Consider the following 16,651-nt stretch of genomic DNA (forward strand, 5'->3'; position numbering starts at 1 on the left):
CTGAAACGTCTCTCGAGACAGGTCTTGTTTCTCAAGATACCCCGACGCTGCTGGATGTTCAGGTAGGCCAAGATGGAAGCTGGGCGGCGGTCGAGAGCGGGCCGGCTTCTTCTGGCGCGCTGCAAACGCAGCAGACGCTGTCAAGTGGCGCGTCGCTGGACACGTTGTCCACCTGGTTGCATAGCAACGTCGACCGACTACTGGGTCGCGTGGGCAGCGCTGCGCTGACCCTGCGGGGCCAGGTCAAAGCGGGGGAAACGTTCAGCCTGACCTTGCCGTGTAATCCCTCCACCGGCTTCCTGTGGCAGGCCCAGGCCACGACAGCTCATGTGTCGGTTTCTCCGACGCCCGACGCGATTCATCCCATCACACGTCTGGTAGGCAGCCCGGCAATTTGCGCCTTTGCCGTTGTGGCGCTGGCCGATGGCGAGACGGATCTGACTCTGACCCACAGCCGGCCCTGGCTGAGCCAGCAGACCATCGCGCGGCGCGCGCAGTTCACGGCCAGCAGCGGGGTCGCGCTGGCGGCTTTGGCCCAGGTGGTCAGTTGGCCGTTGCCCGACCCGCTGCCGGACCAGCCGCCCGTCCTTCCCACCGGCGCGCAGCCTCGCCCTGCTGGTGAGACGGACGAAACGCCGGCCAATCTGTCGCCAGCTGCGCTACAGCAGCTTCCGGGTTACTTCAACTGGTGTCAACACAACAAGTGCCCGCCCATTCGAGACCAGGGCTGGTGTGGCAGTTGCTGGGCCTTTGCGACGGTTGGGGTGATGGAGTCTGCTGTGTTGATCGCCCGACCTACGCTTAACCCGACTAACGTCAACTTTTCCGAGCAGTTTCTGGTCTCCTGTAACCGCAGAAAGTGGGGATGTAGTGGCGGCTGGTGGGGCCACGACTATCACACCACATTGCGGATTGTAGGCGAACCGATGGCCGGAGCGGTGGGCGAAGCTGCCTTCCCGTATCAGGCAACTGATGCGCCGTGCAATGGTCCGTATCCACATCGTTGGCAAGGGCGGGTCTGGAACTACATCAGGCCAGGCGATCCATACTCGGTTCCTGGTGTGAATGAGCTGAAGCGGGCTATCCTGCAATACGGCCCTGTGGCTGTTGCGGTGCAGGTCGGGCCGCAGTTCGCGAATTACACCGGCGGCGTGTTTGCCATCAACGAGGCGAGCGGCCCGCACGACATTAACCATGGCGTCGTGCTCGTCGGTTGGGATGACAACGTGCAGGCCTGGATTTTGCGCAACTCATGGGGCGCCTGGTGGGGCCAAGGGGGCTACATGCTGATCCGGTATGGCGTCTCGAACGTTGGCTATGGAGCTTCATACGTCAACGGTGCGCGCCTGTTCAACCGCTGGGCTTACTTGCCTGTGGTGCGCAGGCCGAGTCCTACAAACGGGCCATTCATCTTCCCAATTCCCGATGGCGATTTTGAGCGTCAGGTGGAAGCCTGGTACAACACGTCGGGGATTACTAACTGGCAACGGCGCAGCGGTAATTGGGCTGCTTGGTTATGGGCCAATCGGTATAACCGAACGCCGACCATCTGGCAATCGGTGACTGTGCCCTCGACGGCGAACGCGCTGCGGTTCTGGTATCGTGTCTATCGCTATCCTAACCAGACCTGTGGCCAGGACTACGCGCGCGTCAAGCTGGGTGTAAACATAATTCAGCAATACAACCTGTGTGACTCGGCCATGCCAACAACATACTGGGCCGTGCAAGATGTCAACGTGCAGGCTTGGCGCGGCCAGCGTCTTACGCTTGTCTTCGAGGCCAGCACAAACAGCTCAGGTGATGCGCCTGTTGAGTTGATTCTGGATGACGTGCAGTTCATCCGCTAAGCGATCAACAGCCGGCTGACCGACAGGGAGAAGGCAGTGTGGCGCAGAGTGTGCCCCACCCTGCTGAACCTGTCGGCGGCCACACGATCTCGCAAAGAATCACGCGCTATGCCGCCTGACCGCGCATGTTAGAATCTCTGCGCGATGCGCGCGACTTTGTCAGCATTTACGAGGCCTTTGGTGTTCCAAGGGCCTTTTATTTTGTCTGTCACCGGCGCGCGTCCAAATCGGATCGAAGAGGGTGCACAACCGGATGAACTCACTCAAAAATCGTGACCTGATCAGCATTACAGACCTGAGCAAGTAAGAGATTCAGGATGTGCTGGCCCAGGCTGCCGAGTTCGAGCAGCGCCTAGCCAGCGGCGAGGTGTTGCGTCTGTGCGATGGGCGCATTTTGGCCACCGTGTTCTACGAACCGAGCACGCGCACCCGACTGTCATTCGAAAGCGCCATGCATCGCCTGGGGGGGGGGCGCGTTATCAGTGTGGCCGAAGCTAAAACCAGCAGCAGCGCTGCCAAAGGCGAGACCATCGAAGATTCGGCGCGCATGTTGGCCGGCTATGCCGATGTCATTGTGCAGCGCCATCCGGCGGTTGGCTCGGCGCGTGCGCTGGCCGACGCCGCCGATGTGCCCGTTATCAACGCCGGCGATGGAACGGGTGAGCATCCCACCCAGGCGCTGCTCGATTTGTACACCATCGAGCGCGAGAGGGGCGCTTTGGATGGTCTGACTGTCGCCATGGTGGGCGATCTCAAGAATGGCCGCACGGTGCACTCGCTGGCGCGCGCACTGGCGCACTGGCAGGTCACCCTCGACTTTGTGTCCCCGCCGGAGCTGTCCATGCCCCCGGCTCTGGTGGCTGAACTGCGATCGCGCGGCACAGTGGTGCGCGAAACGTCGAACATGGACGAGGCACTTCAGCGCGCCGATGTGGCCTATATCACGCGCATTCAGCAGGAACGTTTCATCACGCCGGATGAGTACCTGAAGTACAAGGGCGTGTATGTCATCACCGCCGATGTCGTGCGGCGCGCCAAACCAGGCGTGTCTGTTCTGCACCCCTTGCCGCGCGTCGATGAAATTGCCACCGATGTGGACAACCTGCCCAATGCCGCATACTTCCGCCAGGCGCGCAACGGCGTGTATGTGCGCATGGCGCTGTTGGCGATGGTGTTGGGTGCGATCTGAAATCAGGCCGGCTTCTGCTCGCTCAGCAGGTCGAGCAGCGCGCTGAGACCCAACAGATAGCTGCGCCAGCCGAACCCGGCAATTGTGCCGGCGCACACGGGTGAGATGTAGGAGTGGTGTCGGAACGGCTCGCGGGCGTAGATGTTGGACAGATGCACCTCGACCGTCGGTAGCCCGACGGCGCTGATGGCGTCGCGCAGGGCTATGCTGGTGTGAGTGTAGCCGCCGGGGTTGATCAAGATGCCGGCAGCCCGTTCGCGCGCGGCTTGAATTTCGTCAATCAACACGCCTTCGTGGTTGGATTGCACGATGTTGAGCGTTGCGCTGCGTGACTGCGCCAGCGCGCTCAGCCGCGCGTTGATCTCGCTCAGCGTGATGCGCCCGTACACCGCCGGTTCGCGCAATCCGAGCAGGTTCAGGTTAGGGCCATGCAGCACCAGGATGTTCACACCATTTCCTCCATGCCGGCCGGTCAAATGTCGCGCCGGTCTGCCGTAGTGTTTACGATAGCGCCAAAGCCGGCAGTATAGACAATTTGCCACACCAGTGTCTGGGTAGCCGCGCGTGACATGCACGGTGTGACCGGTTGGCTAGAATGTGAGCTACTATGCAACTTGCACTCACCAACAAAGTCGCGCTCGTCACCGGTGCCGGCTCTGGCATTGGCAAGGCCGCCGCGCTGCTGTTCGCCGCCGCCGGCGCCAGAGTCGGCGCCCTCAGCCGCACCGAAAGCGAAGTTCAACGCACCGCCGAGGAAATTCGGCAGGCCGGCGGCGAGGCGCTCGCTCTCAAGGCCGACATCGCCGACGCCGACCAAATGTCTGCCGCCTTCCAGCGCATGATGGATCACTGGGGCCGGCTCGACATCGTGTTTGCCAATGCCGGCGTCAACGGGGTGTGGGCCAAAATCGAAGACCTGACGCTGGAAGACTGGAACAAGACCCTCGCCATCAACCTGACCGGCACATTCATCACGCTCAAGCTGGCCGTGCCGCTCATCAAGCAACATGGCGAGGGGGGGCGATCATCGTGTGCTCGTCGGTCAATGGCACACGCGTGTTCAGCAACACCGGTGCCACCGCCTACTCCTGCACCAAGGCGGCGCAGGTGGCGATGACCAAAATGCTGGCGCTCGAGCTGGCGCCCAGTCGCATTCGTGTGAATGTCATTTGTCCCGGCGCCATCTATACTGAGATTCGCGACAACACCCAGTACCGCAACCTGCAACGCCGGCAGGACGTCTATATTCCGCTCACCGGCAAACCCGGCACATCAGAGCAAGTAGCCCGGCTCGCCTTGTTTCTCGCTTCCGACGCATCTGATCACATCTCCGGCACCGAAGTCTGGATCGACGGGGCCGAGTCGCTGATTCAGGGATTCTAGTGAGTCGTCAGTTGTCAGTAGCCAGTAGTCAGACGGAATAGGCAGCACACACTACCCGACACTCAGCACGCACTCCCTTCCAACCTGCCATGACCACCCCCACTTCATTTACCCGCCCGGAAGTTGAGCAACGCATCAATGAACTGCTCGGCCAGATGACGCTCGAAGAAAAGATCGGCCAGATGAATCAGGAATTGCCGCATGCGCCGCCGCAACTGGATGCGTTGCGCGCCGGCAGCGTCGGTTTACTCATCACCGAGGTGACTGCGTTGGCCGGCGCTGGCGTGGACGCAGCGCCCGAAGTGCGCGCCGAGATCTGCAACGACTTGCAGCGCGTCGCCGTTACCGAGTCGCGCCTGGGCATCCCGATTCTGTTTGGCCGCGATGTCATCCATGGCTATCGTACGGTCTTTCCCATTCCGCTCGGCATGGCCGCCACCTGGAGCCCCCAGCGCATGGAACAAGCCTCGGCGGTAGCCGCTGCCGAAGCCAGCGCCGCCGGCGTGAAGTGGACCTTCGCGCCGATGCTCGACATCGCCCGCGACCCGCGCTGGGGTCGCATTGCCGAAAGCCCCGGCGAAGACCCCTTCCTGGGCAGCGCCTTGGCGCGCGCGGCGGTGCGCGGCTTTCAGGGCGATGATTTCTCAAGGCCGGATAAGCTGGCCGCCTGCGCCAAGCATTATGCCGGCTATGGTGCGGCCGAAGGCGGGCGTGATTACAACTTCGTCGATGTGTCGATGCGCACGTTACGCGATGTGTATCTGCCCCCGTTTCGCGCCGCCGTCGAAGCCGGCGCGGCCACGCTCATGTCGGGCTTTCACGATTACAGTGGCGTGCCTGTGGCCGCCAACCGAACGCTGTTAACCGACATCCTGCGCGCGGAGTGGGGCTTTCAGGGGTTCGTCGTCAGCGACTGGAACGCTATTCATGAGCTGGTGGTGCATGGCGTGGCCGCTGACGATGCAGAAGCAGCCGCCAAAGCGGTGATTGCCGGCGTCGATATGGATATGATCGCCGGTGTCTATCCGGGTCAGCTCGCTCAGCAGGTGCGCAACGGGCATATGCCCCTGTCTGTCATCGACGAAGCGGCCCGGCGCATCTTGCGCGTCAAATGTCTGGCCGGCCTGTTCGACCAGCCTTACACCGACCCCGATCGCGCTGCGCGTGTCATTCTTGCGCCCGAACATCGCGCGCTAGCCCGCCAGATTGCGCAGGAATCGTGTGTCTTGCTGAAGAACGCAGACGGCCTGTTGCCGTTGAAGGCCGACAGCCCCTTCAAGCGCATCGCCGTGTTCGGCCCGCTGGCGCACGGGCGCAGCGAGCTGCTGGGCACGTGGACGCTGGACGGACGCGGCGAAGATGTCACCTCCATCGCAGACGCCATACGCCAGGAAGCGCCCAAGCACTTCGAGATCGTGACACCCTCCACGCTCCCCGACGAAGCGCTGTATCACATGCTGATGGGCGTTGATCTGGTTGTGCTGGTGATGGGCGAGCATCCGCGCCGCAGCAGCGAGGCGGCCAGTGTGTCCTCGCTGGAGCTGCCGGCCGGCCAGCGCCAGATGATCGAGTCGGTCTGCGATGCCGGCGTGCCGGTGGTTTTGGGCGTGCTGGCCGGTCACCCGTTGGCGATCAAGCGCGAAGTGGATCTGGCGCAGGTTGTGTTGTATGCCTGGCACCCCGGCACCGAGGGCGGCTATGCGATTGCCGACCTGTTGTTTGGCAAAGCCGCGCCGAGCGGGCGGTTACCTGTCACCATGCCGCGCGCCACCGGCCAGGTTCCCATCTACTACAACCATCGCAACACCGGCCGGCCGGCCGCCAACCGCGGCGACTCATCACGCTACATCGACCTGCCCATCGCCCCGCTGTTCCCGTTTGGCTTTGGCCTGGGCTATACCACCTTCGCTTACTCAGACCTGCGCGTGATCAAGCGCGGCGCGTCGGTGGAGATCAACGCGCAAGTGACGAATACCGGCGCAAGCGCCGGCATCGAGACCGTGCAACTGTATGTGCGCGATGTCGTGGCCTCGGTCACAAGGCCAGTGAAGGAATTGAAGGGCTTTCAGCGCCTGTCCTTGCAGCCGGGTGAGACACAGCGCGCACGGTTTGCTCTGTCGGCCCAAGACCTGATGTTCACCGGTTTGGATGACAGGCCGGTGTTCGAGCCGGGCGCCTTTCACGTGTGGGTTGGTTCGCACAGCGCGGACTGTGTCCGCGCAGCCGGCGCGCAGGGCGAGTTCGAGTTGTGAGCGAATGCCGCAGACAACGACTTGTGCGCGCGATGCGTATGGCGTCTGCTGCTGTGGCCTGTGCCCGATCCAACAGCGATCGCCACAATCCTGATGAACTTCTGGCTGCCCTCAAAGAGGAGTCATGGTGCCAACGATTACTCTCGGCGAGCAGGACATTCACTACATTGAACGGGGAGAAGGCGCCGTGCTGCTGATCTTTCCCGACAATGCGCACGCGGCTCAGGGGTACGCGGCGGAAATCGAGCATTTCGCCACGCGCTTCCATGTGTTGAGCTTCGACCCGGCCGGCACTGGTCAATCCACGCGCGTCGTCAAGTATCACGATGAGCGTGAGCATGATCTGTGGAACTATCAGGCAGACTGGGCCTGTCACCTGCTCATGGCGCTGGGCATCGAGGCATGCTATGTGCTCGGCGCCGGCTTTGCTGCGTGGAGCGCCCTGCATTTTGCTGGCAAACAGGCCCGGCTGCACCGTCTGACCGTGCGCGGCGTGGTACTTGTTTAGCGTCTTCGGATGTGCTATATAAATCGCCATGATGACCGAATGTCCCAGCTGCCGGATGCTTCGGGCCGAATTGGAGGCCCTCCGAGCCAAGCTGGAGGCGGCTCAAGCGAAGATCGCTGCCCTGGAAGCCGAGCTGCGTCGGGGCCATCGCCAAGCCGCGCCCTTCTCTCGGGACGAGCCGAAGCCTGATCCTAAGCCCCCGGGCCGTCGCCCGGGGAAAGGCCTCTTCACCTATCGGCAGGCGCCTCCGGAGGAGGCGATCCACGAAACCATTGTTCTCCTGCTGGAAGCGTGCCCCGACTGTGGGAGCCCCTTGGAGGAGCGGGCCACCCATGAACAAGTGCAAGTGGATCTGCCGGAGGTCGAGCCGGTCATCACGCGGTTTCGGACCGAGAGTGGCTATTGCCCCCGGTGCCGGAAGCGAGTGCGCTCGCGCCATCCGCGGCAGGTCTCGGCCGCCACCGGGGCGGCAGGGGTCAGCGTGGGGCCGCGGGCGAAGGCGTTGGCGGCGGACCTGAAGCATCGCCTGGGCATCCCCTACGGGAAGATCGCTGACCTGTTCCAGACCGCTTTCGGGCTGGAGGTCACCGCGGGCGGGCTCTGCCAGGCGGATGAGCGGCTGGCGGAGAAGGCCGAGCCGATCTACCAAGAGCTGGTCGAGGCCATCCGGCAGTCGGCTGTGGTGCACGCCGATGAGACCGGTTGGCGGATCGGAGTGCTCTCGGCGTGGTTGTGGGTCTTCACGAACCAGACGCTCACGGTCTACACGATTGACGAGCACCGCTCCCACGAGGTGGTGGTGGAGATCCTGGGGCGCCAGTTTGCCGGCGTGCTGGTCACGGACTGCTTCCTGGCCTATGATCACCAGGCGCTGGTGGACTGGCTCCAGCAGAAGTGCTTCGCCCATTTTCTCGACGACTTGGCGAAACTGGCGCGGGAGAAGACGCGGGGGGCGGTGCGCTTCCCCCGGGCGTTGGCTCAGCTCTTGCGGGAGGCCCTGGCCTTGCGGGACGCCCAGCCGACCCTGACGGCGGCGACCTTCGCGGCGCAGGTGCAGCAGCTCGAGGCCAAGCTGGACGCCCTGATCGCGGAAGGGCGGCGGTTCACCGATCCGGACAATGCGCGCTTCGCCCAGCGGCTCCGCAAGCAGCGGCGCCATCTGCTGCGGTTCCTCCAGGTCGAAGGAGTGGAGGCGACCAACAACCGCGCCGAACGGGCCCTCCGCCCGGCGGTGATTGTCCGCAAGACGGGAGGCTGCAACAAGACCCCGCGGGGCGCCCGCACCCATGCGGTCTTGGCGAGCGTCCTGCAGACCCTGAAGCAGCAGGGGCGCGAGGCGCGGGACTACCTGGCTTCGGTCCTGACGGCCCCAGCCGAGCCCCCGAAACTCCTCGCACCATCGGTATTCGATACCTCTTAACTGTACTTTCGCCAATTTTGTTTGACCACCAGATATGGTAATCAGGAGGACGCTAAAGCACCACATATGGGCGCTGGCTCCTCGAAAATTTCGCATAAACCATAAAAAGGCGAAACTACAGCATCGTAATCAGATCCGTTGCCGATGTGTATTTTGGCAATGAGCGCCTTGCGCTTCAAGTATAATCAAAGCAAATGAAAACCACGCAATACTTTCAATACACCCGCCAGCGTCCAGACCGCGCCGTTATCAAAGATGAATGGATTGAGCAAGTCGTCCGCAGCCCATTGCGTGAGGAAATCCAATCCGACGGGAGAATTCGTCGCTGGGCGCGAATCCCAGAAATGGAAAACCGCCCGTTGCGGGTTATTCTGCTCGAGGATGGCGAGACGGTTCACAACGCTTTCTTTGACCGAAACTTTAAGGAGTAAGCCATGCGAATCAAATACTTTGAAGATACCGACACGACATTGGTTGAACTTTCCAGCAACCCGCCTGTGGAGACGCGCGAACTAAACGAAAACATCTATCTGGATTTGGACAGCAATGGCAACGTGGTCAGCATCACGATTGAACACGCCAGCGCATACAGCGACATGAGAGAAATTCTTTACCAGAGAATACCAGCGGCAGCGTCCACATAAAGCGAAACGTCCCGAAGTCAGGCGTCTTCGGGACGTTTTTTTACCGCTTCAACGTGCGATACTTCACCCGATGGGGAGTCAGGTCTTTGCCGAATTTTTCCCTCATCAGCGCTTCGTCGTCACCCGAATTCGCTAAGCCTTTTGAACCTCCCGAAGGCTTTGTGCAAGCAACTTCAAGTCGAACCCGGCCTTTGGGACGATTGCGAAAGAGAAGTATGTTGACATCTGTGGAGGTGCTGCTACAATAGCTGCAACGCCTTCGCCTACTCGCTGCCAAAAAAGCGGATTGTTGGTGGGTTGTCTCCTGGCTGTGAGAAGCGAAGGGGTCCTGCCAGGTGAGGTCTTTATGCGTTGGAGTGCAGATCTGCTGCCCAAGCTAGGAGGCAACCGAAATGATAGACGAAATAGACGAAGCGCTCCGCCAGCTCTTGATCCAAGAGCTGCCAATTCGGCAGGGAGAAGTTGACGTCACCTTTGACCAACCGAAGCGGGAGTGGTCTGCGCGTCTGAGCCGGCCTACCCTCAACCTGTTCCTCTTTGACATCCGCGAAAACAACAAACTGCGTCAGCCCACGCCGGCGTTCGATATTGAGCGGAGTGAGAACGGCGTGGTGGTGCAGCGCCGCAAACCCCTCCGGCTGGACTTACATTACATGATCACCGCCTGGGCCGCCGATCCTGAAGACGAGCATCGGTTGCTCGCGCGGACGGTGATGGCATTGGCGCGCCACGGCACGTTGCCCAATGGTGTGTTGTCAGAGGGCCTGCGCGATCAGCCTGCTCCCATCCCCCTGAGCGTCGCCCAATCCATCATGATGGAGAAGCCCACCGATTTGTGGAGCGTGCTGGATAACGAAGCTCGCCCCGCGGTCGGCTGCTTGCTCACCGTGGCGTTGAATCCTTACGCGCCCGTGACTACGCCGCCAGTGCGCTCGGCGGAGGTGCGCTTTGGGCAAAGCATCCGCCCGCCAGATCAAACGCTCAGCACACCAGACGGCGAAGGACGCTTCGTGTGGATTTCCGGTTTGTTGCGCACACGCTCTGGTCAGCAGCTCAAGCGTGCGCGCTTGCGTTTGGTTGAGCGGGCACTGGAGGTGCCTGTGCAAGAAGGAGGTCAGTATGTTATCGGCCTATTGCCGCGTGGCCGGCATACGGTGGAGGTCACCGCCGAAGGGCGCAAGCCCGTGCGCCAGACACTTGTGATCCCATCAGAAAGTTACGACATCGTTGTGTGAGTGATTGGGCATTGGCAAAGCCGCACAAAGCGCAGGAGCCACCTTTTGCCAATGTCCGGTGAGTGACTGGGCATAGCGTGAACAACGTTTGCGGTGCAGACCTGTTCCGTGATTGAAGCCCCAATTTTCAGGTAGCAGACTTATTGCCAGAGGAGCGAAGCATGCCAGAGTATCTATCGCCAGGGGTATACGTGGAAGAAATTGACCGCGGCCCCAAACCGATTGAAGGCGTTGGCACCGCGATGGCTGTGTTCATTGGCTTCACCGAAAAGGCCCAAACAGTGGAGCGCGTGAACGGCGAAACGGTGACGCGCGATTTGCTGAATAAGCCCCAACTGATCACCAACTGGTCGCAGTTTGTGGAGAAGTTTGGCGGGTTCGTCAGCGGAGCCTATCTGCCCCATGCCGTATATGGCTACTTCAGCAACGGGGGGACGCGTTGCTACGTGCTGAGCGTGAAGACCATCCCGAAAGCGCAGGCGGCGTTGCTGAACAATGAAGGCAAACCGATGTTGATCGCGCAAGCCCGCCAGGCCGGCTTCGATGGCGCGCGCTTGCGGGTGAAGGTCGAGACCACCGGCGCGCCGCCTGTCGAGAAGCGGGGCCGGGCTGCCAAAGAGTCCCCTGCGCCGGAAGGACAGCCGGCCGATGCACCGGCTCCTGGCGCGCCAGTCGGTGACGGCTCGGCTGCCTTTCACCTGACCATCGAGCGCGAACGGCGCGGCGGCGGCTGGAAGACCGAAGAGGTGATCCGCAATGCCACGTTGGTCGAAGTGGAGGAGAACGGCGTGCGCCGCGTAGCGGTCTCCTACGCCAACAACAAGCGCCCGACCCTGATCGATCTGCTGATTGCTGACGAATCTGCGCCGCTGGCCAAAGTGTGGCCGCGCGAGCAGCAGCAATCGCTCAGCATTGACACGCGCCAACTCGCCCCAGCCACCAGCTCGGATTTTCAGGGCGATGTGACCGAGCGCACCGGCATCGAGGCGCTGGAGGCCATTGACGACATCACCATGGTGGTCGTGCCCGATCTGATGACCACCCTGCCGGGCCAATCGCTCGACCTGAATATGGTCAAGGCCGTGCAGACGGCCATCATCGCCCACTGCGAGCGCATGGGCGACCGTGTGGCGATTCTCGACACCCCGCCCGGCCTCAACCCGCAGCAGGTCAAGGCATGGCGCATGGAGGCGACGGGCTTCGACTCCAGCTATGCCGCGATGTACTACCCGTGGATCGAGGTCATGGATCCGGTGACCAACCAGCCGATCCATGTGCCCCCCTCAGGGCACATCGCCGGCATCTGGGCGCGCAGCGACAACACGCGCGGCGTGCACAAAGCGCCGGCCAACGAAGTGGTGCGCGGCGCCACCGGCCTGGCCTACAACTGCACCAAGGGCGAGCAAGATGTGCTCAACCCCAACGGTGTGAATTGCATCCGTGCCTTCCCCGGCATGGGCATTCGTGTGTGGGGCGCGCGCACGCTATCCAGCAACCCGGCGTGGCGTTACATCAACGTGCGCCGGCTGTTCAACTACGTCGAGAAGTCCATCGAACGCGGCACGCAGTGGGTGGTTTTTGAGCCGAATGAGCCCCGTTTGTGGGCGAAAGTGCGGCGCGATGTGAGCGCCTTTCTCACCACAGTTTGGCGCGGTGGCGCCTTGTTCGGCCTCACGCCCGCTGAGGCCTTCTACGTCAAGTGTGACGCCGAATTGAATCCGCCCGAATCGCGCGACCTGGGGCGGTTGGTGATCGAGATCGGCATGGCCCCGGTGAAGCCCGCCGAATTCGTCATCTTCCGCGTCAGCCAGTGGCAGCCCGGCGCCGAAGCCTAAACGCGGCGCACAGCGAGGCATCTTCCGCGACAATCCTTATCGCAAGAGATATCCCAAAATACATCTTTCAGGAGGTTTGAAAAATGGCCCAGAAATCCGGACGCTCAAGCGATCCCCTGGTGGGGTTTCAATTCGCCCTGGACATCGGGGGTAAGATCACCGGTTACTTCTCTGAGTGCAGCGGTATCGGCTCGGAACATGAAGTGATCGAGCACAAAGTCATTGACGAAAACGGCCGCGAGTTGGTGCAGAAAATCCCCGGACGGCTGAAGTGGGGTGATGTCACCTTGAAGCGCGGCATCACCGACACCCTTGACATCTGGGAGTGGCGCGATCTGGTGATCAACGGTAAGATGAAGGAGGCGCGGCAAAACTGCTCGATCATCATGTTTGATCGCAATTACGAGCCGGCGGCGCAGTGGGACTTCATCAACGCTTGGCCGATTAAGGTCACCGGGCCGGACTTCAAGGCCGACAGCAACGACTTTGGCATCGAGGAACTGGTGCTCACCCACGAGGGGATGAAGCGCGTCAAAGTCTAGCCCCTACCTCGCTCGATCCATCCCCCATCTTCGGCCATGAGACCGCAAACTGAGTTCCCATTCACGCTGCCGGTTGGCTACGTTGATCAGGACGGGAATGTGCACAAAGAAGGTGTGATGCGCCTGGCGACAGCGATGGACGAAATTGCCCCGTTGCGCGATCTGCGCGTGCGGGCCAATCAGGCCTACCTGGCCATTATCCTGCTCTCGCGTGTGATCGTCCGACTGGGCACGTTGCCTACCGTCACCACCGGCATCATCGAGAATCTCTACGCCGCCGACCTGGCTTACTTGCAGGCGTTGTATCGCCAGATCAACGAGACCGGCAAGAGCCTGATCAGCCTAACCTGCCCAGAGTGCAACGCTCGATTTGAGGTGGACTTGGCCGAGTTGGGGGGAGCTTAGGCTACCCCTCTGATCGCCTGCAAGAGGAGGTAGCCTACCTGGCTTACTACTTTCACTGGCCGCTCGACGACATCCTCAACCTGGAACATGCCGAACGACGGCAGTGGGTGGAGCAACTGGCCGGCATTAATCGCAGGCTCAATCAAGCAGGGGAATGACCATGGACCGCGATCAACCCACGGCATCGAAGGAAGTGCCGACGACAGGCGCATCCCTCGACGCCCCTTCAGTGATTCGCTCGACAGATGCCATTGATTTGGAGGCCCTGGCGCGCTGCATCTATGACTTGCTCAAGCGCGAATCGCGCATTGAACGAGAGCGCCTGGGTGTTCAAAAGTTGAGGTGACATGAGCACAGCCTTTCAAGCGCCGCTCACTCAACAAGACCTGATCGAAGCACGCCAGACGCAAGCGTTGCTAGGTGGCGCGCGCAGCGCCGGCCAGGCATTTCGCTTTTATCTGGAGATCGCCGGCATCCTCTCCGCCGAATTCCTGGAGTGCACCGGACTGAGCATGGAGCGCGAACTGAAGGAAGTCGCGGAAGGGGGGGTGAACGACTTCGTGCACAAGCTGGCCGGGCGCACCAAGTGGTCAAACATCACCCTGCGCCAAGGCATCAGCTACTCGCGCGATCTGTGGGACTGGTATTGCAACGGGCTATACGACGGCAAGGTGAGGCGCGTCAACCTCTCCATCATCCTCGGCAACGCCGAGCTGAAAAAGGTGAAGCAGTGGGACGTGTTTGACGCTTTCCCCGTGCGCTGGTCTGGGGCAGACCTCAGCACGGACACGCTTCAGGTCGCCATCGAATCCTTGGAAATTGCTCACCACGGCATGATGCTGAGCCGCGAAGAGGGCAATGCCCTCTGAAGGATGGGGATGCCATGAACGAACACTCAGCCGCTGTGTTGACCTTGCGGCCCTTGGCCCGAACCGAGGCGTGGGTGCGTCGGCAGATCGTCGTTCGTGCGCGCGGCGCGGCGTCGTTCATGGCGCTACGGCATCGCCGGTCCTTGCTGCGCACGGCGGCGCGGGCCCAGCGCCGGGCGGAAACGGTGCCAACCTGGTTGTGCCGCGCGAGCGCACTCTCCCCCGCCATGGTGGATCGCTTCGTCGCCAGCGTGAGCGAGCGCACCACACCCACGCTGGTGCGCCGCAGCTTGGCGCGCGAGGGAGGCGAGGAGTGGCCGGCGCTCGACATGCCCTTAGCGGGGGGGCCGTCGGCAGAAGCATCGCCGACTGCAGGCGCGCCATCCACCATGTGGCCGCCGCCGGCCTTGTATGCCATTGGGCGGCAGCGCGATGATGACTTGCCGGCGCGCCCCACCGCCGATTTGCCCCCGTTCGGCTTCCGCCGATCTTCTTCGTCGTCGCTCCCCGCCGCACCGTCAGTGTCTTCTCGGCCCATGCCTGGGGCTGGGGCCTCGCCCTCTCCCTCATCGTTGGCCGCGCCCGCCCCCTCCCCACAGCGCATTCGACGCTATTCGCGGGTGGAGGAGATTGATCCCCTGGCGTTGGCGGCGCAGAACGAACAGCGCGCTGCCGGCACCACTCGCCCTGCGGCGACGGAGATATCTTCAGAAGCGCCGTCCGCGGTCTCACCTGAGCGCCGAGCACAGCGCGCTGCCATCCCAACCGATCCTGCCGATGCGCCGCCGATGCAGCGTGCTGCCGATGCCCCGGCCCGTCCCGCCGCGGCGCTCCAGCGACCGACACAGACATCTCCGCTGCCCCATCCCCCGATGGACTCCGGCCCAGAGGGAGGAGAAGAGGTGACGCCGCGTCGAGTTTTACAGCGCCTGCGCCAGGCGCGCGCCGCGCAGTTACAGCGCCAAGCCGCGCGCCCTGCTGCGCCAGACCAGCGCCCATCACCGACGGGGCGCACCAGCCCCACGCTTGACGATCCGCCCAACGTTGCCGCTACCCCACCCCCTGATCTACCGGCCGCGGCTGCGCTTCCCCCATTGGCCGCTCCCCCTGAAACGCCGCCTCGCTACGTCGCGCCGTCATCTCCCCCCTCCTTGCTTCAACGCGCGACAGATCCACAACGCCTGCGCCCGGTGGCGGCCGAGCGCCTTACACCCGAGTCGCAAGCCACGCATCCCGCCCCTACCCACTCACCTACAACCGATGTCCCAGCGCGGGGAAATGAAGATGCAGAGGCGCCGCCGCGCCGCGTTCAACCATCGTCCAATTCCCAAGCGGAGCCGGCATCCGTGCGCCGAGCGCCTGACCCGCCGCAGGTCGAGCCTGTTCCGTTCACCGTCGTCCCTCACGCTGCGGTCCCCTCGCCGCGAATGAGCGCCCCCGCGGTTCAGGGCAAGCCCGCAAAGACAGAGCCCGCCATGGACGCGCCGACGCGCGACCAGGACGCTCCCAACGCCACCGATGCGCCGGCGCGCGTGCTGGCCATGCTGGCCGAGCACATCACGTCGCGCGCGACGACCAGCGCTCGCCTGCCGCTCAACGTCATGCGTTCAGCGAAGCCGGCGCGGCCGGTGATTGGGCCCGGGCGGGTGGCACGTCGTGCAGCCGCGTTGCCCCAAGCCAATATTTCGATGCGGCGTGCGCCCGTCGCTTTCCGCGTCGCGGTAGCGGACCGAACGGCGGATGCGTCAGCGACGCCGACCGCCGCGAAGGCAACGGGCCAAGCGTCACGACAAGCTGCTCTTGCCGAAGCGGCGTTCCGCGTGATCGGGGCGGAGCAGGTCACGCCACCTCAGAGCAGCGCGCCGATGCCTAGGTCACCGCTACAACGCCTTGCCCTGCGCCAGCAGCGCGCGCCAGACGTTGCCGCGGGCGAAGCAGCGGCCGAGGGGAACCGCCCAAGCCTTTCATCTCAGGCGCGGCATACGCTCGCGCGTTTTGCTGCGGTCGAATCGCCACCTGCAAAGGGGAGTCTGCAAATGCCGTTGGTTATGTTGAGAACGGAGGGGGACCGCGCTCCGGTCGCAGATCACCCGCTGCCCCTCGCGGCAGCGGTCGGCGCATTGCGCGTGGCGCGGCGCACGGCCCTGCCCCTCACGGCAGCGATGCGCTCGGCCTCGCCGGCGCCATCGGCGGTATCGGTGCATGGCAAGTCGCAGGCCAAAGCGCCTGCTTCGTCCAAAGCGTCGGCAGTTACGACAGCGCGGCTACCGCTAGCACGGCCTGCTGCTGCGCCGCGCATACAACGCGCAACTGCAGCCAGTGAGGTAGCCGTTGGTTCGCCGCAGCCCCGGCCGACCCGCGCCCAGCCCGTCGTCGTAGCGCGCCCGCCCGATTTGTGGTCGCTGGCGCGCCAGGTGTATCCCATTCTCAAGCGCATGTTAGCGGTGGAGAGGGAACGCATGCGCGGTTTTTGACGTATCCAGCCTGCGCAGTGTGACAACACACCGGGTGCAAACGAGACA

At 62.8% G+C, this 16,651-nt stretch carries 16 protein-coding genes and 1 pseudogene; 16 read left to right on the plus strand and 1 reads right to left on the minus strand.

The genetic code is table 11. From position 1 onward, the window contains the following. Both GXH28_RS09570 and pyrB read left to right on the plus strand, forming a co-directional pair. Positions 1-1,847, plus strand: a 1,847-nt coding sequence (locus tag GXH28_RS09570) for a C1 family peptidase (RefSeq protein WP_206156782.1), incomplete at its 5' end; no start/stop codon positions are given. A 319-nt stretch (positions 1,848-2,166) separates the two neighbouring features. Continuing rightward, positions 2,167-3,036: an aspartate carbamoyltransferase gene (gene pyrB, locus GXH28_RS09575; protein WP_320447941.1), complete on the plus strand. Its 870-nt coding sequence runs from the start codon at positions 2,167-2,169 to the stop codon at positions 3,034-3,036. Positions 3,037-3,038: 2 nt separating this feature from the next. On the opposite strand, the gene aroQ is transcribed toward pyrB, so the two are convergent. Continuing rightward, on the minus strand, positions 3,039-3,485 hold the full coding sequence (gene aroQ / locus GXH28_RS09580; RefSeq protein WP_320447942.1) for a type II 3-dehydroquinate dehydratase: 447 nt from the start codon (positions 3,483-3,485) through the stop codon (positions 3,039-3,041). A gap of 158 nt (positions 3,486-3,643) precedes the next feature. Here aroQ and GXH28_RS09585 point away from each other — a divergent pair. The 14 genes and pseudogenes from GXH28_RS09585 (at position 3,644) to GXH28_RS09645 (ending at position 16,603) form a co-directional block, all read left to right on the plus strand. Next, positions 3,644-4,419 (plus strand): annotated as a pseudogene (locus tag GXH28_RS09585) (SDR family oxidoreductase). An 89-nt stretch (positions 4,420-4,508) separates the two neighbouring features. Continuing rightward, a complete protein-coding gene (locus GXH28_RS09590) occupies positions 4,509-6,671 on the plus strand; it encodes a glycoside hydrolase family 3 N-terminal domain-containing protein (protein WP_169238803.1) in 2,163 nt (720 codons plus the stop codon). A 124-nt stretch (positions 6,672-6,795) separates the two neighbouring features. Continuing rightward, positions 6,796-7,179 carry an alpha/beta fold hydrolase gene (locus GXH28_RS09595; protein ID WP_169238804.1) on the plus strand — a complete coding sequence of 128 codons (384 nt, stop codon included), beginning with the start codon at positions 6,796-6,798 and terminating at the stop codon, positions 7,177-7,179. Between the two features lie 28 nt (positions 7,180-7,207). Beyond that, positions 7,208-8,599: an IS66 family transposase gene (tnpC, locus tag GXH28_RS09600; protein WP_206156783.1), complete on the plus strand. Its 1,392-nt coding sequence runs from the start codon at positions 7,208-7,210 to the stop codon at positions 8,597-8,599. Between the two features lie 194 nt (positions 8,600-8,793). Further along, positions 8,794-9,030, plus strand: a complete 237-nt coding sequence (locus GXH28_RS09605; protein WP_169238806.1) for a hypothetical protein — start codon at positions 8,794-8,796, stop codon at positions 9,028-9,030. Between the two features lie 3 nt (positions 9,031-9,033). Continuing rightward, the gene (locus GXH28_RS09610; RefSeq protein WP_169238807.1) at positions 9,034-9,243 is read left to right on the plus strand and encodes a DUF2283 domain-containing protein; all 210 of its coding nucleotides are present in this window, start codon (positions 9,034-9,036) and stop codon (positions 9,241-9,243) included. A gap of 392 nt (positions 9,244-9,635) precedes the next feature. Next, positions 9,636-10,478 (plus strand): Pvc16 family protein, encoded by an 843-nt coding sequence (locus tag GXH28_RS09615; RefSeq protein ID WP_169238808.1) that lies wholly within the window; start codon positions 9,636-9,638, stop codon positions 10,476-10,478. A 161-nt stretch (positions 10,479-10,639) separates the two neighbouring features. Further along, entirely contained in the window at positions 10,640-12,313 is a 1,674-nt protein-coding gene (locus GXH28_RS09620) for a phage tail sheath family protein (RefSeq protein ID WP_169238809.1), read from the plus strand. Between the two features lie 83 nt (positions 12,314-12,396). Next, a complete protein-coding gene (locus tag GXH28_RS09625; RefSeq protein ID WP_169238810.1) occupies positions 12,397-12,855 on the plus strand; it encodes a phage tail protein in 459 nt (152 codons plus the stop codon). Between the two features lie 36 nt (positions 12,856-12,891). Next, positions 12,892-13,260, plus strand: a complete 369-nt coding sequence (locus tag GXH28_RS09630) for a phage tail assembly protein (RefSeq protein WP_169238811.1) — start codon at positions 12,892-12,894, stop codon at positions 13,258-13,260. Positions 13,261-13,277: 17 nt separating this feature from the next. Continuing rightward, the gene (locus tag GXH28_RS16840; protein ID WP_320447943.1) at positions 13,278-13,418 is read left to right on the plus strand and encodes a DUF6760 family protein; all 141 of its coding nucleotides are present in this window, start codon (positions 13,278-13,280) and stop codon (positions 13,416-13,418) included. A 2-nt stretch (positions 13,419-13,420) separates the two neighbouring features. Next, positions 13,421-13,606, plus strand: coding sequence for a hypothetical protein (locus tag GXH28_RS09635; protein WP_206156784.1), 186 nt, complete (start codon positions 13,421-13,423; stop codon positions 13,604-13,606). 1 nt (position 13,607) lies between these two features. After that, a complete protein-coding gene (locus GXH28_RS09640; protein ID WP_169238813.1) occupies positions 13,608-14,129 on the plus strand; it encodes a phage tail protein in 522 nt (173 codons plus the stop codon). Positions 14,130-14,143: 14 nt separating this feature from the next. Continuing rightward, a complete protein-coding gene (locus GXH28_RS09645; RefSeq protein ID WP_169238814.1) occupies positions 14,144-16,603 on the plus strand; it encodes a hypothetical protein in 2,460 nt (819 codons plus the stop codon). Positions 16,604-16,651 lie beyond the last annotated feature (48 nt).

Origin of the sequence: Candidatus Roseilinea sp. NK_OTU-006, assembly GCF_012931985.1 — a bacterium.
GTDB lineage: Bacteria > Chloroflexota > Anaerolineae > J036 > Brachytrichaceae > JAAFGM01.

Excerpts from the sequence above, each read along its gene's own strand:
- GXH28_RS09645 (WP_169238814.1), top strand. The coding sequence starts at position 14,144 with ATGAACGAACACTCAGCCGCTGTGTTGACCTTGCGGCCCTTGGCCCGA.
- GXH28_RS09590 (WP_169238803.1), top strand. The coding sequence starts at position 4,509 with ATGACCACCCCCACTTCATTTACCCGCCCGGAAGTTGAGCAACGCATC.
- GXH28_RS09610 (WP_169238807.1), top strand. The coding sequence starts at position 9,034 with ATGCGAATCAAATACTTTGAAGATACCGACACGACATTGGTTGAACTT.
- tnpC (WP_206156783.1), top strand. The coding sequence starts at position 7,208 with ATGATGACCGAATGTCCCAGCTGCCGGATGCTTCGGGCCGAATTGGAG.
- GXH28_RS09605 (WP_169238806.1), top strand. The coding sequence starts at position 8,794 with ATGAAAACCACGCAATACTTTCAATACACCCGCCAGCGTCCAGACCGC.
- GXH28_RS09640 (WP_169238813.1), top strand. The coding sequence starts at position 13,608 with ATGAGCACAGCCTTTCAAGCGCCGCTCACTCAACAAGACCTGATCGAA.
- GXH28_RS09635 (WP_206156784.1), top strand. The coding sequence starts at position 13,421 with ATGGACCGCGATCAACCCACGGCATCGAAGGAAGTGCCGACGACAGGC.
- GXH28_RS09595 (WP_169238804.1), top strand. The coding sequence starts at position 6,796 with ATGGTGCCAACGATTACTCTCGGCGAGCAGGACATTCACTACATTGAA.
- GXH28_RS09615 (WP_169238808.1), top strand. The coding sequence starts at position 9,636 with ATGATAGACGAAATAGACGAAGCGCTCCGCCAGCTCTTGATCCAAGAG.
- GXH28_RS09625 (WP_169238810.1), top strand. The coding sequence starts at position 12,397 with ATGGCCCAGAAATCCGGACGCTCAAGCGATCCCCTGGTGGGGTTTCAA.
- GXH28_RS09630 (WP_169238811.1), top strand. The coding sequence starts at position 12,892 with ATGAGACCGCAAACTGAGTTCCCATTCACGCTGCCGGTTGGCTACGTT.
- GXH28_RS09620 (WP_169238809.1), top strand. The coding sequence starts at position 10,640 with ATGCCAGAGTATCTATCGCCAGGGGTATACGTGGAAGAAATTGACCGC.